Below are 16,389 nucleotides of genomic sequence, written 5' to 3' on the forward strand. Positions count from 1 at the left end.
GGGCCCGGCTCCCAGGCACCAGCCACCCCGGGCCCGGCCCCTCCCCCCGACCCACACCCCCACCGCACGCCCGCCGATCTACATCAGCCCCCGCCCACCCAGTCGTGGGATTCCACCCATCCCACACCCGTCATGGAGCGAACCGTGAAGGACATCAATGCCATCCTGCAGCATCTCGCCGGCCTCGACGGCGCCGCACCCGACATGGACCAGATCGGAGGCACCGCCGCGAGGAACACCGCCGCGGTCTGTGACTTCGTCACCGCCGGCTGCGCCTTCGTCGCCGCCAACGTTCAGGAAGAACTACTCGTCGAGGCCGCGCAGGTGCTCTGGAATGTCTACGACGGGGCCGACGGCCCCGCACTCGTCACCGCCGGCGAGCGTGTGCGCGCCGTCGGGCTCGCGCTCGTTCAGGCGCAGGTGGAGCGGGCAGAGGCGCTGGTCCGGTTCCGCAAGGCGTGCGCTGTCCTCCGGCACGACGGCGCGCTCTTCGACGCGGTTCCGGAGCCGGCAACCCCGCTGGGCGGTGTCCGCTGACGGGACGCGCGCTGCTCGCCGTCCTCGTGCCGGCAACCGCGACCGCCGACCGTCGACACTGACCTGGCCCGGATCGCCAAGCCAGGGCGGGTAACGCGCCGGCGACCACCGCACCACCGGCAGCGGTGACCAGACGCCGCGAAGGCCGGTGGCGGTGGCGATCCGCCGGCGCGGGCGCGCCACGTTACCGACGGCGAGCCGTTCTGCCCGGGCCGCCGCCGGCCCTGCTGCGGCCCCATTTCCGCCCACCGCGCCGGTCGACGGCAACCGGCATCCGCAAACCCTTTCACACCCACGGCCATCCGGTCCGCGTCACGCGCGACGCCCGGGTGGCCCTTCGCATGTAAGGAGCCAAACGACGATGACGCATCGACTGTGGTGGCGGGTCGAGGAGATCCTGCCCTTGGCCGAGCACGCCGCTGGGATGCCCCGGCAGCGCAAGACCCGCCAGCAAGACGACGCCCGCTGGCCGGACGTGCCCGCACTGGTCTGGTCCCGCGACGCCGCTGGCGACTGGTTGTCCTCCAACGGCGTCCCCATCTGGTACGACCGCGACGGCACCGAGTACCGGGTACGGGCCGAGACGTGGACCCACACCGCCACCGGCGCCACCGGAAACCCCCGCCCGAACGACGACGGCGACGGATTCCTGCCCCTGCACGCGGTGCACCTCGACGGGCGCCGTCACCTGCTCGACCTGCTCCGCTTCGCCCGCGACAACGAAGTGCCTTGGCTCGGCGTCCACCCCGACCGCGCCAGCAACGAGGACAACACCCGGTACGTGATCTCGCAGAGCCGCGGTGACGTCCTACCCGCCGACGCGACCTGGGTACCCGCGACCGTCACCTGCGACACCGTCGGCGGCGGCTACTACTCGGCGCTGGTCGCGGACGGGTACACCGCCCTGGACGGCGGCCTGCTGTGCCGCTTCCCCCGCGCCGAGGCCGAGCGAATGGCCGGCCACCTGCACGAGCTGTCAATCGAGGACATCCCCGCCGAACTCCCGGTCCCATCCGTCCTCGGCCCCTACGTCGTCGTCCTACGGCAGGAGGACACCGGCGAGGACAGCACCCGGTGGATCGAGGAGGACCGGATACCGGTTGACGCCGACGACCACTTCGCGATCGGCGCCTACCAGTGGCGCTGGACGCCCGCGCCCCTGCTCGAGGGGCAGCCGTGACCGCCGGCCGTAACCAGCGACGGCCCGGCACTCCCAACCCCGCCGACGACAGGGCGTTCCACCGTGCGCTGCAACGGCAGGTCGACACCCTGGCAGCCACGGTCACCCTCAACGGCTCGACCGACAGCTCCAGCGTGACGGCCGAGCGTGCACGGCGGGAACAGGTGGCCGCCGCCTGGCTCTACCTGTCCTGCGTCGCCGTCTGGGCCGAGGACCACCAGCTCGTCGAGCCGCTGCTACGCAGCGCGCCGCCCGGGATCGTGCGCAACGCCGCGAGCGCGCCGTTGTGGCTCGGCCGCGCCTTCGAAGCCCTCACCCGGCACCCGTCAACCCAGTGGCTTCTGCACCCCGAGTACAACCCGATGCTCTGGGCCGGCGCGCCCAGTGCCACCGCCTGCGACGACCTGATCAAATGGTGGGCCACCGAGGCGCCGTCGCTGGCCTGGCCCGACCGGGACGGCTATCCGCCGTCGATCAGCGGCTGGGTCATCGGCGACCTGCTGCAGATCCTGTCCCCGCAGCGGCGGGCCCGGCACGCCCTGGTGCAGACACCGCACTTCGTCGCCGACTTCATTCTCGACCGCACCCTCCATCCAGCCGCCGACACCTTCCGCGACGAGCCCGTGCTGCGGCTGATCGACCCGACCGCCGGCACCGGCCACTACCTCATCCGGGCGGTCGACTACCTCTGGCAGTGGTACACCACCGGCCGCATGGACCCCCGATCGGTCGGCCAGCCACCGATCACCGGCGGACACACTCACCCGCCCCGCGAGGCGGCCCGACGGATCCTCGCCGGAGTCGACGGCATCGACATCGACCCGCTGACCGCGGCGGTCGCCAGGCTCCGGATGACCGTCTACCTCGGACACCTGCTCGCCGACGCCGGGCTGCTCCCGCGTCCGCTGCGCCTGGCCGCCATTCCCGCCTGGGTCACCCCACGGATCGCGGTCGGCGACTCGCTGCTCATCGGCAAGATCAGCCGCGCCGAGTACGGCCGGCTGCACCCACACCTGGTGGACCTGCCCGGCGCCGCCTTTCCATTGCACGACTTCACGTGGACGGCCGACCAGGCGGCGACACCGGCACCCGCTCGACGCCGCCCGAGCTGAGCGGCTCTGCGTCGAGCAAGCCCATGCGACTTGATCGACACCGGTCGTTCGTGTGCGGTTCGTCGTGCCCGGCCCGCGCCAGGGCCACCTGCGCCAATCCCAACCCTGGCTCGGACCGCCATCGCGTCCGAGCCGCACCTACCCGCAAGGAGGAACACCGTGCTGCACCCTGCCACCCGCGCCGCCATCCCCGCAGTGCTCACCCAACTGGAGTCAGCCGCCGACCAGTACGGCTGGGACCAGCCCCCGGTCGTATTCGGCCTGTTCGACCGCCCCGACATCGCCAACGATGCCGGCCCCGGCCTCGGGGCGCTCGAGCTCGACACGACCCTGGCCGCCCCGGACCTGTGGACCGAGCCCGACCCGGCCCGGCCCGACGAGTCGCTGCCCGCACCGGTCATACTCCAGCGCTTCGCCCGGCAGCTCGCCACACCGCCCGCCCGAGTCTGGCTGCGGGACTGGCTGACCCGCGACCGCCGCGCACTCGTCGGCTTCGGCCTGGTGTTCGAGGCCTGGGCTGGACCGGTGGCCCCCGGCTACCGGCGCGGTGACCTCGCCAACGCCCCCGCGGCGCTGCGCCGCGAAGTCCGCATCGCCGCCGCCGTCGACACCGACCTCGGCCTGCACCGCGTCGCACGGGTACGCCACGGCCAGCCATCCACCGCGCGAAGCTGGCCCGAACTGCCGCGGTGGAGCCAGCGACGCGGCATCGTCGTCGGCCTACGCGCCCTCACCGAGCTGGCCAAACGCGTCTAGCGCTGCGATGCGGGCACCTCACCGAACCCGCCGCGCCCGGCACGGCGCCGACCGGCGCGGCAACTCACACCCACGCGGGTTCCAAGCCCACAACCGGGCTGCCGCACCCGCTTCGCCCGCCCAGGCCACGTCCTGGCCCCGAAACCCGGCAGACCGCACAGGGGGCCAAGACGGCCTGGCGTCGCGCTGCCGGCACCAGCGCGCGGGCCCGCCACGGAATCCACGCGTACCCGCCCGCCAACCCCACCCGAACAGCACCCACGAGGAGACCACAGTGGACACCGGCGACTCCGCCGTCCAGAACCGATCCAACCCCTCCGGTGCGAGCACCACGGTGCCCGCACCGGACCCCACCATCGTCGACACCCTCGCCTACCCCATTTCCCCGGACTACGTGAAGTCGTGGACACCGGTGCGGGCGCTGTGTGAACTCATCGCCAACGCCCTCGACGAGGACCCGCTCGCGCGGGTCGGCTGGGCCGACGGCGTGCTCACCATCACCGACGACGGCCCCGGCATCCCCGAGGAAGGCCTCATCCTCGGCTACTCGAGCAAGACCGACCAGCAGATCGGCCAGTTCGGGGAGGGTAAGAAACTCGCCGCCCTCGTCCTGGCCCGCAGCACCGAGATCGGCGCGGTGCGCTGCGAGACCGTCGGCTACGGGTTCATCCCGACGGTCGAATCCCGCCGCCTGCTCGGCGGTCTGATCCCGTCACGCTCCGCGCAGGGCGCCGAGGTCCTCGTCTACAACCTCTACCGCACCGATCGTGCCCGGGGCACGGTCATCACCGTCGCATGCCCGCAGGCGCTGGCCGAGGAGGCGATAAGCCGGTTCCGCGCCCTGGCCGAACCCGGCTACCGCCCGCCGGCGGCGCCCGGCGCCTGCGTGCTGGACGGCACACCCGGCCGGGTGTGGATCGGGGGCGTGCTGGTCAGCACCGTCGGCGGTTTCCTCGCCTCCTACGACCTGCCGCTGACCGACAAAGCCCTGCAGAACAGGGACAGAACGGTGATCGAGGCCGGCGCGCTGCGCGACGCGGTCCGCGCGATCCTCGCCGAAAGCGAGGACCAGCAGGTCATCGACCGGTTCGCCCGCCACATGCTGGCCAACGGCCGGCTGCGGGAGCCGGAGCAGTTCTTCGCCCAGGTCGACACGCCCCGGCCGCGTGCCGCGTGGCGGGCCTGGGGACGTACCCACCTGCCCGCCAAGACATACTTCACCGCCTCCGGCAACGAGGAGGCGGCCCTCGACCTGGTCGACCTCGGCTACACCGAGGTGACCGCCCGCGGCCTGGCCGACTACCAGCGGTGGCGGGTCATGGACCTGCTCGGTGTCGAGGTCGCCAGGGCGCGGCAGACCCGCCACTACGAGCGGACCCGCAGAAAGACCACCTGGGTGGCCCAGCGGTCCCTGACCGAGCCGGAACGGGCCGTCCTGGCCAAGGCCAGCCACCTGGTTCGTCGTGCGATCGGGCCGTTCGCGCTGGCCCGGGTCCGGGTGTATTCCGAAAGCGAGGAAGAGCCCTGCGCGCAGGGCTTCTACAGCCCGCGCACCGGCGACGTGGCGATCCTCCGTGATGCTCTCACCGACCGGCACGAGACCCTCGCCACGCTGGTGCACGAGGCGGCACACCGGGTCGGGCACCGCGGCGGGGGCCGCTGGGTCCCGATCCGCGACTACCACGACCGCACCCGCGGCTTCGAGCGGCTGCTCACCGAATTCGCCACGCTGCTGCTGGGCCACCTCGCCGACGGCGGCACCCTGCCCGACCCGGCCGACCAGCACCACGCAGCACCGCAGGCGCGGCGTCGCGTGTCCGCCGCGGACGATCCCGCCGTGCCGGCCGTCCGCCGCGAACTGGCGCACCTGCTCACCGACCAGCTCCCGCACGCACTGACCGTCGGCGGGTTCAGCGGCGAGAAGGACCTGGTGGCCTCCACCGCGGTCAACCCCACCTACTGGCGCACGCTGACCCACCCGAAAACCGCCGGTTTCCGCAAGACGCAAGGCGGCGGTCCCTGGGACTACGACAAGGTCGCCCTGCTCGCCGAAGCCGCCGGCGTCCACCCGCCGGTCGTGTGGCTGGGCTACCACCTGTGCGAGGGCGCCATGCACGGCCGCAGCCGGGCGAACTGGAGTAAACCCGGGCCGTGGGCGAAGAGGATGCGCGACGCGGTCAACCGCGCCTGCGCCGACCTGGAAGCACTCGGCGGCGGCTACGCCCAACAGATCCCCGCCCTGCAGGCCCTGGCGGCCGGGAAGACACCCGCCCCGACCGGTGACGACGGCTGGCACGCCCCCGCCCGAACCCTGGTGGCGCTGGAACGCCAGCGGCTCGGCCTCGACACGGCACCGGCGTGACCGACGTCCACACCTACGCCGACCTGATCACGGCCGAGATCGACGGCGACATCGCCGAAGGCGCGCTACCCGCCCGGGTGCGCACCTTCGGCGAACTGCACGACTACGTCGACGCCAACGACTACCTCATCGCCGCCCAGGTCCCGTATGACGGCACCCCGGCCACCATCGACGTCGTCGTCGCCGTCCAGGACGAGGTCACCCGCCGGCTGAGCGGACCCGGCCGCCCCTACTGCACGTACGGCGCCTGCACCTATCCACGCCACGACCACACCACCAGCATCGGCGCGGACGGTGAAGACCTGCAAGCGCCCGTACCGATGCGCTGCCGGCACTGCCAGCAGCCCTCGCACTACGACGAGAAGCTGCACCGCTACCGGCACGACGACCCGAGCGCGGCGGACTGCTTCCTCATCCACGAGCCCAACCCGCCCAGCTGATGCGGCCAGGGTTCGGCCATACGAAGCACGGGCGTGACACGGCGAACTCCTGCGGCCGGTCGCAGGAGTTCGCCGCCCCACGAGCGGCCCCGCACAGGGACTTCCGACGCCCGCGCCATCTTCGCCGAGTCCCGGCGTGCCTCGCCCCCGACCACACGGTGCACGCCGGAACCGTCCGGCGGCACCACCCTACGCAAGAAAAGGATCACAACCGATGACCGAAGCCATGTACGGCATCCAGCCGGTGATGGTGGCGGCAGCGGCGCGTACCGGCGCCGGTGCCCGCCTCGTCGCCATCCGCGCGATGCCCGCCACCGACCAGCGCACCACCACCATCACAGGTCTGCCCGCCGAGGCCGCGTGGACAGCCTGTGACCGCATCCGTGCCGCCATCAGCAACACGCCCGGGTGCGTCGTGCCCCAGCAGCCGGTCACCCTCAGCGTCGAACCCGAACCCGTGCCGGCCGGGGACAGCGGCCTCGACCTGGCGTTCGCCGTGGCGCTGCTCGCCGCCAGCGGTCAGATTCCCCCGCACCGGCTCGCCGCCACGCTGTATCTCGGCGAGCTCGGCCTGGACGGCGTCCTGCGCACGATCCCCGCGGTCGCCGACCGGCTCGCCGCCGCAGCCCATGCCGGACTGCCCGACACCGTCGTCCCGCCCGGAAACCTCACCGAGGCAACCGTCGCCACCTCCAGCCGGGTGTCCACCACCCATACCCTCGCCGACCTCGTCGCCGGACTACGCGGCGAAACGCCGCCCACCGCGCCGCAGGCGTGGCCGACCGCCCCGCCGACCGCCGACCTCGCCGACCTACCCGCCAGCCACACCCTGGCACGACGGATCCTCGAGGTCGCCGCGGCGGGCGGGCACCACCTCCTCATGACCGGCCCACCCGACAGCCGGGCGGCGATGCTCGCCGAGCGGCTGCCCGGCCTGCTGCCGGACCTCGACCCCGCCACCGCCGCCGAGGTCGCCACCGCCCACCGCGCCGCCGGCACCCTGCCGCCGGACGCGCCGGTCCGGTACCGGCCGCCGTGGCAGGCCCCGCACCACCGCACCAGCCCCGCCGCCCTCATGGGCTCCCCACGCCGGCCCGGCGTTGTCGGGCTGGCCCACGGCGGGGTGCTCTTCTGCGCCGAAGCCGACCAACTCCCGTCGCCGGCCCGCTACCTGCTGCGATCGGTGCTGGACGACCGGCGCGTCACCGTGGTCGGCTCCGACGCGACAGCCAGCTATCCAGCTCGCGTCCAGCTGCTGCTCGCCACCCACCTCGCCGCGGCGCCGGTCGCAGGATGCGGCTTTCCGTCACCGGCACACCGCCGGGCGCTGAATCGCATGTCGGCGCTGCTCGATCGGATCGACATCCGCGCCGCCCTGCCCTCGATGCCCGAAGCCAGCGAACCGCCGAGTGGGGAGACCACAGCGGTCGTCGCCGCACGCGTGGCAGCCGCCCGCGACGCCGCCGCGACCCGGTGGGGCGCACAGCCCTGGGCCACCAACGCGGAGGCCACCCCCCAGGAACTGCAGGACGCCCTCGCCGGTAGCCCGGCCGGTCGGTTCGCCGGAATGCGGAGGCTGCTGCAGGTGGGGGCGGTGTCGCCGCGCGGCGGCGTGCACGTGCTCCGGCTGGCCTTCACGATCGCCGACCTAGCCGGCCGCCGCCGGCCGACCGCCGACGACGTGGCCGAGGCGATCCGGCTGCACACGGGACAGGAGGCGTGATGAACCACCTCGACAGCAACCGCCAAACGCGGGCCTTCCTGTCCTGGCTGTTCGAACCCACCAACCCGCACCTGCGCGACCTGATCGTCGGCGCCGACGCCGACACCGCCCTGCAACGACTGGCCGGCGAGGCACTGGCCGCGACCCAGTTCCGCGACGAAGTCCGCGACATCCCCCGCCACCTGCTCCGGGACACGTTTACCGAGGAACTCGGGCAGGCGCACCGAGCGGGCATCCGCGTCGTCGTCCCACAAGACGACGAGTGGCCCACCGGTGTCGCCGACCTCGCCGCCGGCCCGCCACCCACGGACGGCGACCGGATGCCAGGCCTGCTGTGCCTGTGGGTGCGCGGTGACAAGCCGGTGGCGGACACGCTGCTCCGCTCGGTCACCGTCACCGGCGCCAGGGCCGCCACCGCCTACGGCAGTTACGTGGCCGCCCAGATCGGCCACGACCTGACCGGCGCCGGCTGGACCGTGGTCACCACCGGAGGGTTCGGGGTCGACTCCGCCGCGATCCGCGGGACACTGGCCGGCGGGGGCACGCCCGTGGTCGTGCTGCCCGGTGGGCTTGACTGCCTCCACCCCGCCGGCAACAGCACGCTGTTCGACCGGGTCGCCCAGTCCGGGCTGCTGGTCAGTGGCTGGCCGCCCGGCGCGCTGCCGAACCGTACCCGCCCGGCGGCCAACGCGGACCTTATCGCGCGGCTGACCCACGGCACCGTCGTCGTCGAGGCCACCCCCACCAGCCGGGCCCTGCGTCCGCTGCACCGGGCGATCGACCTCGGCCGGCCAGCGATGCTCGTCCCCGGACCGGTCACCTCGAGCCTGTCGGCCGGCTGCCATGACGCGCTGCGCCGCCGGCCGCAGGCCCGGCTCGTCACCAGCGCCGCGGACATCGTCGCGGAACTCGACACCGCCCAGCGGCCCGGCAACGACCGCGCCGACGGTGGACGGCAGTGACCATGCCGGCCCGCACCCAGCAGGAGATCGTCGACCGGCTGCGGCACGCCCGCGCCAGCGGCGAGGACCGCTTCGCGGAGCAGGAAGCCATACTGCTCCCGGCGCTCGATTTCGACCATGCCCGCCCGTTCCTGCGGGCGACGGCACGGCGCGACCGGTGGCGGCAGCAGCACGACCACGAATCTCGCGCCCGCGCCTACCTGGTGCTCGCCATCTCCGAAATCATCAACCACCGTGCCCCGCAGGCCCGCCGGGCCGTCGTCGCGCTCGTCGAACTCGCCTGGCTACTCGGCCGCGACGACATCGTCACCGCCATGAACACCGCCAGCTACGCCCGCTTCGGGGCGCCGAAAGTGAAAGCCTTCACCGACGGGCTCGGCTGGCGGTTCGCCGGAACGGTCGAGGACCCCGAATCCCGGCACACGCTCATCCGCATGGCGCGTGGCCAGCAGTGCCATCCGGACGGATGCCGGCGCGGCTGCGCCGACTGATCCAAGGCCGGCCCAGCACTGCGCCGACGCGACGAAACCCGCCCGGCGGCGCACCGGCTGGGCCGGCCACCTTCCCCTCAGGCCGGAACCGGAGCTTCTCCGTCACGGCCATGACGGCAACCACCGCAAGGCCAGAAGTACTACGACCACGAACGTCCCCACGCCGCCCTCGGCGACCGGCCATCGATCAGTCGCACTCCCGGCAGCGACTACCGCGTCGCCTTCGACCAGCCGCCCGAACCCCTCGACACCTTCCTACAGCACCGGGCCTGACTACCAGCGCCGCCGTACATCGATCCGCCAGCGGCGTTGCCGCACGTCGAGCACACAACGGCCTCACTCCACGGAGGACTCGTCATGGCACCGCTCTTCAACGCACCAGTTGCCCATCAGCCCCCACGTCCGGCCGATCACGGGAGGCAGCGATGACCGGCCGCGACGTGACGTGGCTCGTGATCGCCATCTGCGCTGTACTGCTGCTGTGCTCCGGTCTGTTCAGCGCCGTGTTCGTCGGCGGCGGCGCCGGTACGCCGGCCGGATGCTACCTGCCGGCCGGTCCCAGCGCCTCACCGTCGAACCCGCCGGTGGACCTGACCCCGCCCGCCGGCAGGTTCGACCCGATCGGGGACTGGAGCAGCGAGCAGGTCGGCAACGCGGCGACGATCGCGACGGTCGGCATCCGGCTGGGCATCCCGCCACGCGGATGGGTCATCGCCGTCGCGACCGCGATGCAGGAGTCGAAGCTGACCAACCTGCCACACCTGGGCGACCACAACGACCACGACTCGGTCGGGCTGTTCCAACAGCGGCCGAGCCAAGGCTGGGGCACCGTCGAGCAACTGACGCACCCGGTCTATGCCAGCACGAAGTTCTACCAAGCGCTGCAACGCGTGGACGGCTGGCAGGCGATGCCGCTCACCAAGGCAGCGCAGGCGGTGCAGAAGAGCGCCTATCCTGACGCCTACGCCACGTGGGAACCCGACGCGATCACCCTGGTCGGCACACTCACCGGCCATGCCGCCGGGCTCGGGGACTGCGACGCCAACGTCGGCCCGCTCGGCTGGACCCAGCCGGTCCTCGCCGAGGTCGGCAGCGGCTTCCGCACCGCGCAGCGTCCCTCGCACGACGGCGTCGACCTCGGCGTCGGCAAAGGCACCCCGATTCACGCCGCCGCCAGCGGCCGCGTCACCCGCGTGCGGTGCAACGCCATCGACGTACGCACCGGCGGCGACTGGGGCTGCGACCGCGACGGCCACCCCGAACTCACCCGCGGCTGCGGCTGGTACGTCGACATCGAGCACCCCAACCCCGGCGGCCCGGGCGGAATCATCGTCACCCGCTACTGCCACCTGCTCACCCACCCCGCCGTCGTCGAGGGCCAACACGTCGTGGCCGGCCAGGTCATCGGCATCGCCGGCAGCAGCGGACACTCCTCCGGCCCACACCTGCACTACGAGGTCCACCTCGGCGACCGCAGCCCGACGACAGCCGTCGACCCCGTGGTCTTCATGCGGCGAGTCTGCGCCCCCCTGGGCCGGGCCACCACCACCTGTGGTTCTGATCATCGACGACAGACTCTCTCGATCTTGGCGGGCGCCTTTACGGATCCGCCAAGATCGCGGCAACTACGGGCGTGGTGGCGTCGATACTCCTGGATGTCAAGTTAGCGCCATGTAGGGCGTGCCAGAAGGCGATGTCGCCCGGTCAACGACCTGCTGCACGACTTGCCAGTTGACCCGAAGGGCCCTATTCCATACACCGCCGCCGATGACGGCCGTCACTGGCGACCCACCATGGGAAGGCTCCGCGATGACTGGCCCACCCCGCGCCGACCCGGCCACCACAGACGAACCCGACGATCTGGTCGCCCACCTCGTTCGGAAACTGCTCGACCTGGACTACACCGCCACCATCGCGTTCGGCAGCACCACCACCCTGCTGGTACCGCCGAGGCGGCGCCCCACCCAGGTCATCGACATCCGCCCCGGCCGCGGCACCACCGCGTTCCTCGACGCGGTCAAGCTCGCCGACCAGGTCCTCGACATGCGCCAGCCCGGCCCACTGCGGATGCTCGCCGTGGTCTCCGACGGCAAGCTCGCCGACATCGAAGCCGGACAGAGGCTCATCACCACCCTGCACCGCCGCGGGTGCACCGTGCTGTGGCTATGCCCCGCCGGCCTGCCCAGCCACACCTTCAACGACACCACCACCGTGACCGTCGCCAGCCCGGCCGAGGCGATCGAGCACATCGCCGCCGCCGCGATCGCCGCCCTCCACAACGCATAAGAAGACAACCGCACAACGCTGCCATCGATCCTGCACCGGTCGCCGACCGGCCGCGTACGCCCTCGCCACACCCAGTCACGCCGTCGACCCCGATCGTCCCACCGCCACCGACCTGCCAGCTCCCGACGCTCGACCCCGCATCGAGGACCAGTCCGTGCTGGCCAGGCAGGTCACCGACATCGCGGGCAGCTCTCGGCACTCACCCGGCCCGCGCCCGCACCACGAGGTTCGCCTCGACGACCGCAGCTCGGCAACAGCCGCCGGTCCGGCACGGACCGCACAGCCCGCTGGTCGCACAAAGAGCCCCACGGCGATCGGCTCCGATCGCCGTTTTCGCCATGTCCCAGAAAGGACAAGCACGTGCGCCGAATCCTCACCTGCCTTCGCGCAGACCACCCGCGGCAGAGCCGCCTACCCATAACCGTCCTCGCGGCGACCGAGCTCCGCCGGCCGATCGCCAGCGACCCGGACAAGGCGATCTGCGACCTGAGCCGACCCTCCCTGATGGCCTGGGTGGCTTCACAGCCGGCGGACGCCATCCTCGTCACCTCCGGGGCTGGTCCCCGCGCTGCTGGTCATCGTCTACCTCTTCTTCCGGCGGGATCGAAGCGGACGAGTCGCTCGGTGGCGCGGGTGGCCGGACCGATGGTGGTGGGACCCGGGCGGGTCGAATGAGGCAGGTGCTGCGCAGCCGGGCGATCCGCACCTTCGCGGTCACCCAGTTCCTGCTGGAGGTGCAGTTCTGGTTCCCGATCTGGCTGATCTACCTGCTGGACCTCGGCTTTCCACTGACCACCGCGGTACTCGCCGACGGCGTGTTCCGGATCGTCTCGGTGGCCTGCGAGTTTCCGGTGGGGGTGCTGGCGGACCGGGTCGGGCGGCGCCGGGCGTACCTGATGCTGGCCGGCGGTGCGGTGCTGACATTCGCGGCGATCACGCAGATCCGGACCGTGCAGATGCTATTCGCCGCCTGGGTGCTCTGGGCCGTGCTCTGGGCGCTCACCTCCGGAGCGGCCAGCGCCTACCTCTACGAACTCTGCCTCCAGGACGAGTTGGAGATCAACCCGGCCAGGGCCTTCGGGCTGATCCGGGCGGTGGGTAGCGGCTCCGTGCTGCTCTCGCTGCTCGCCGCCGGCTATCTCTACCAGGCGGACCCGCGGCTGCCCTTTGCCGTGACCGCCGGACTGGCCGCGTTGGCCTTCCTGCTCGCACTCACCCTGCCGGAGATCACCGGATCGAGGGTGGTCACGACGCTCTCCTCGGTGCTCGCCGACATCCGGGCGGCGGTCACCGATGTCCGGCTGCGCCAGGCCGTGTGGCTGGGCGTGCTGCTGCTGCTCTTCGGTTGGAGCGCGCGGATCCTGTTCCAGCCGCTGGCTCTGGAACTGGGCCTCTCCGCGCGACTCACCGGCACCATGTATGCGGCGTTCGCCGCGGCCGCCGTACTCGGCGGCCTGCTGGCCGGGTACGTCCCGGTGCGGCGACGTCGGCTCGCGCTGACAGTGTCGTTCCTGCTCGTCCTCGCCACCCTGGTCGCGGTCAGTCAGGCGGAGTGGCTCGGCCCGTTCCTGTTCCTACCCGTGATGGGCTTCGGCTACGCACTGGGCATGACGGTGCTGGAGGTGGTGACAAACGAGGCCACCCCGCGCCGGGTCCGCGCCTTGGTCTTCGGCGTGGTCACCAGCCTGGCCGGGGTGGGGATCGCGCTCGCCCGCCCCGGCCTGGGGATCCTGTCCGAGCAGCACTCGACCGCCTTCGCCGCCGAGGTCTGGGCCGGGGTCGGCGTCCTACTGGTGGGACTGGCGATCTGGCAGATCCGCCGGCTGCGCCCGGCACCCGATGCCCAGGACGCCGGGCCATGCTTGGCTGCCCGACCGCCAGCGGTCGGGCTACCGGGAAAGCAGTCGACCGGCGCGACCGCCGACCGGCCGGACCCGGCGCGACCGCAGCGGAACACCGATCTGGGCCCGCCCGGGACGAGTGGGCATGCCGCGTCACCCACCGCCTCTGCCCTACACCCGCACAGCCGCCTGACCTCCTCGGCTCGCAACCCGCAGAACGGCCGCTCGCGGCGTCGACAGGCGTAGCAGATCAGTCCGGGTACCAACCAGGACACCCCACCCGTGCCCGGCCGGCCGGACGCCGGTGCCGGCGTTCGGCCAAGCACGCGTGACCACCCCGTACCCGGGACACGGCCGACCAGCCGCGCCCGGATCACCTCGTGAAAGGAACTCGCCATGCGCTACATCGCGCCCAACGCCGAACAGCTCGTCGAGCTGCTCACCGACATCATCCGCCGCCACAACGGACACCGCGCCCTGCACGAGCCTGTCCTGATCGACATCGACGATGTACGCGTCAGCATCGACTTCGTCGAACTGTCGGACATCACCGACGAGTGCCAGCGGAGCGGCTGCTGCGACGACGGCCAAGACGGCCCGGACGAGGACGCTACCAAGGAGGGCGTCCACTTCGCGGTCGTCATCGGCGGCTACGTCCCCTAACTCGGAAGTAGACTACTTCCTCCCCGAATAGGGCCGCTTCGCGCAGCGGAGCGACAGCGACTAGGTGGTGTCCGGCGGATCTTGATGGTGGTTCGTTGTTCTGGTCGTGGCGCGTTTTGATTTGACTGATGCCGAGTGGGCGGTGTTGGAGCCGTTGCTGCCCGCGCAGCCCCGTCGTGGTGGGCAGTGGCGCGATCACCGGCAGGTGATCAACGGGATCTGCTGGGTGAAACGGACCGGGTCGCCGTGGCGGGACATGCCCGAGCGGTACGGGCCGTGGAAGACCAGTCATGAACGGTTCCGCCGGTGGGCTGCCGACGGCACCTGGACCCGTCTCAAGCAGCAGGTGGTCGCGTTGGCTGAGGCTGACGGTGACATCGACTGGGACGCTCAGGTCGATTCCACGGTCGTGCGCGCTCACCAGCACGCCGCCGGTGCCCGTAAAGGGGGCTCACCACCAAGGATTCGCAGGCACGTCAGGGTCTGGGTCGTTCCCGGGGAGGGTTGACCACGAAGGTGCACACTATGGCCGACGGGCGAGGCCGTTCGCTCGCCACGCGGATCACCCCGGGCCAGGCCTCCGATACCAAGCAGCTGGTGCCCTTGTTGGATCAGATCGCCGTGACCCGACCCGGCGGCGTCGGCCGTCCCCGTAAGCGTCCGGACTCGCTGACCGCGGACAAGGCGTACTCGTCCAAGGCGAACCGGGCCGCGTTGCGGGCCCGCAAGATTGCCGCCGTGATCCCCGAACGCGCCGACCAGAAAGCCAACCGGACAAGGAAAGGATCATCAGGCGGCCGTCCCCCAGACTTCGACACCAGCGCATACACCCACCGCAACCAGGTCGAACGTGGCTTCGGTCGACGCAAACACTGGCGAGGCCTGGCGACCAGGTACGACAAGCTCATCGAAAGCTACGAAGCCACACTGGACCTCATCGAGATGCTCGACTGGCTCCGTGCCGTACCCGACCACACTCCATGATCCGCAGGACACCACCTAGCCCCACCCCGGCCGCGCTACCGGCGGCCGGTCGTCCCTTCGCTACTCATACATCCCCGCCGTCTCGCGCGGTGCCCCACGTCGGGCCACCACACCCGCGGCGGCCGCTCCGCCGACCTGTGGCCGGCCATCGCCCGACGCCGACGCCGCGTACGGCGGTCCCGCCGGGTGTTTTCGCCGGGTAGTTCTGGCCCCACCTCTCCAGGAAGTTCTGGACCCATCGCCTGCACCGCAGAGGACTTCATCAATTGGCGCTCCAACTCCAGTTGGCCCCGCCCGTCCCAATCCCTGGAACAGCCTGCCGCCGGCCCAGGAAGCTCCGCTGAGCCGGAGCTCGACGATCGCGGTCGGTGTGTCGCCTGCTGGACGGCGGCGCCGGGGCACAGGGCTCGATGGCAAGCCGGTCGAAGACCGGCGCGGCAGCGCTCTCGGCAGCAAGTCGCACGGGACGTGGGGCCACGATGACGCCGCGCGGCATCGAGATCGGTGTGGAGCCTTCAGTTTCTGGAGTTGAGGCAGTGGGTCCGGAATTCGCTGGAGTAGTGGGGCCAGAACAAGTCGGCGAGAACACGCCGGGCGCCCCGGGCTGGGGCATCCCACCAAGCCCGGCCCGCGGAAAGGGCCCGCCCTATACCTATTCCATAGAAGTTGATCGGCTTTGGTCGTTGACAACAGCGTCGACGCGGACGAGTTGAGTCGCTACATCCTCACGCGCCCCACCACGTCGACGGCCATCTCCTGCAGGTGCGGATCCGCCGCGACCACGCTGTCTACCAGTGTGTCGCCGTTGTCGAGGTTCTGACCCCGAACCTGACCTGGACCACCTTGGCTACCGAGCCCCGTGCCACCTGGTACCCGGGCACACCCGAGTACGCCGACGGGGTCCCCCTCACCGACGTGGCCGACCAGCTCCTCGCCCGCGCCCGTACCATTCTCGCCGGGCTTCCCAACCCCGGCTGCTGACCCCACCTCCGGCCGCCGGCCGAAACCGGCCCGCCGGACTCTCGCACCACCGCACTCGCACGACCTGGCCG

General features: G+C 71.8%; 15 protein-coding genes. All 15 read left to right on the plus strand.

What is annotated here, in order from left to right; all coding sequences use genetic code 11:
- The first annotated feature begins 144 nt into the window (after positions 1-144).
- The 15 genes from ACN27G_RS29100 to ACN27G_RS29170 all read left to right on the plus strand — a co-directional run bounded on the left by ACN27G_RS29100 (position 145) and on the right by ACN27G_RS29170 (position 16,318).
- Positions 145-537 carry a hypothetical protein gene (locus ACN27G_RS29100; protein WP_421495901.1) on the plus strand — a complete coding sequence of 131 codons (393 nt, stop codon included), beginning with the start codon at positions 145-147 and terminating at the stop codon, positions 535-537.
- A 361-nt stretch (positions 538-898) separates the two neighbouring features.
- On the plus strand, positions 899-1,717 hold the full coding sequence (locus ACN27G_RS29105) for a hypothetical protein (protein WP_421495902.1): 819 nt from the start codon (positions 899-901) through the stop codon (positions 1,715-1,717).
- A complete protein-coding gene (locus tag ACN27G_RS29110; RefSeq protein WP_421495903.1) occupies positions 1,714-2,829 on the plus strand; it encodes a hypothetical protein in 1,116 nt (371 codons plus the stop codon). Before ACN27G_RS29105 ends, ACN27G_RS29110 begins: the two co-directional genes overlap by 4 nt.
- A 159-nt stretch (positions 2,830-2,988) precedes the next feature.
- Complete coding sequence (locus ACN27G_RS29115; protein WP_421495904.1) at positions 2,989-3,585, plus strand: hypothetical protein; 597 nt, start codon at positions 2,989-2,991, stop codon at positions 3,583-3,585.
- 274 nt (positions 3,586-3,859) lie between these two features.
- Positions 3,860-5,947, plus strand: coding sequence for a hypothetical protein (locus ACN27G_RS29120; RefSeq protein ID WP_421495905.1), 2,088 nt, complete (start codon positions 3,860-3,862; stop codon positions 5,945-5,947).
- Complete coding sequence (locus ACN27G_RS29125) at positions 5,944-6,387, plus strand: hypothetical protein (protein ID WP_421495906.1); 444 nt, start codon at positions 5,944-5,946, stop codon at positions 6,385-6,387. The genes ACN27G_RS29120 and ACN27G_RS29125 overlap by 4 nt, the downstream gene beginning before the upstream one ends.
- Positions 6,388-6,601: 214 nt before the next feature.
- Complete coding sequence (locus tag ACN27G_RS29130; RefSeq protein ID WP_421495907.1) at positions 6,602-8,110, plus strand: ATP-binding protein; 1,509 nt, start codon at positions 6,602-6,604, stop codon at positions 8,108-8,110.
- The gene (locus ACN27G_RS29135) at positions 8,110-9,072 is read left to right on the plus strand and encodes a DNA-processing protein DprA (protein WP_421495908.1); all 963 of its coding nucleotides are present in this window, start codon (positions 8,110-8,112) and stop codon (positions 9,070-9,072) included. Before ACN27G_RS29130 ends, ACN27G_RS29135 begins: the two co-directional genes overlap by 1 nt.
- Positions 9,073-9,074: 2 nt before the next feature.
- Positions 9,075-9,563: a hypothetical protein gene (locus ACN27G_RS29140; protein WP_421497497.1), complete on the plus strand. Its 489-nt coding sequence runs from the start codon at positions 9,075-9,077 to the stop codon at positions 9,561-9,563.
- Between the two features lie 425 nt (positions 9,564-9,988).
- On the plus strand, positions 9,989-11,230 hold the full coding sequence (locus ACN27G_RS29145) for a M23 family metallopeptidase (protein WP_421495909.1): 1,242 nt from the start codon (positions 9,989-9,991) through the stop codon (positions 11,228-11,230).
- Between the two features lie 142 nt (positions 11,231-11,372).
- Positions 11,373-11,849, plus strand: a complete 477-nt coding sequence (locus tag ACN27G_RS29150) for a hypothetical protein (protein WP_421495910.1) — start codon at positions 11,373-11,375, stop codon at positions 11,847-11,849.
- Positions 11,850-12,529: 680 nt separating this feature from the next.
- The gene (locus ACN27G_RS29155; protein WP_421495911.1) at positions 12,530-13,936 is read left to right on the plus strand and encodes an MFS transporter; all 1,407 of its coding nucleotides are present in this window, start codon (positions 12,530-12,532) and stop codon (positions 13,934-13,936) included.
- Positions 13,937-14,086: 150 nt separating this feature from the next.
- Positions 14,087-14,353: a hypothetical protein gene (locus ACN27G_RS29160; RefSeq protein WP_421495912.1), complete on the plus strand. Its 267-nt coding sequence runs from the start codon at positions 14,087-14,089 to the stop codon at positions 14,351-14,353.
- A gap of 106 nt (positions 14,354-14,459) precedes the next feature.
- Positions 14,460-15,337 (plus strand): IS5 family transposase gene (locus tag ACN27G_RS29165; RefSeq protein ID WP_421495817.1). Its coding sequence is split into 2 segments (ribosomal slippage): positions 14,460-14,807 and positions 14,810-15,337, totalling 876 coding nucleotides; the frame shifts between segments, so codons are not numbered across the junction.
- Between the two features lie 762 nt (positions 15,338-16,099).
- Positions 16,100-16,318 (plus strand): hypothetical protein, encoded by a 219-nt coding sequence (locus tag ACN27G_RS29170; RefSeq protein WP_421495913.1) that lies wholly within the window; start codon positions 16,100-16,102, stop codon positions 16,316-16,318.
- Positions 16,319-16,389: the final 71 nt, after the last annotated feature.

The sequence above is a fragment of the Plantactinospora sp. WMMB334 genome (genome assembly GCF_049179095.1).
GTDB lineage: Bacteria > Actinomycetota > Actinomycetes > Mycobacteriales > Micromonosporaceae > Plantactinospora.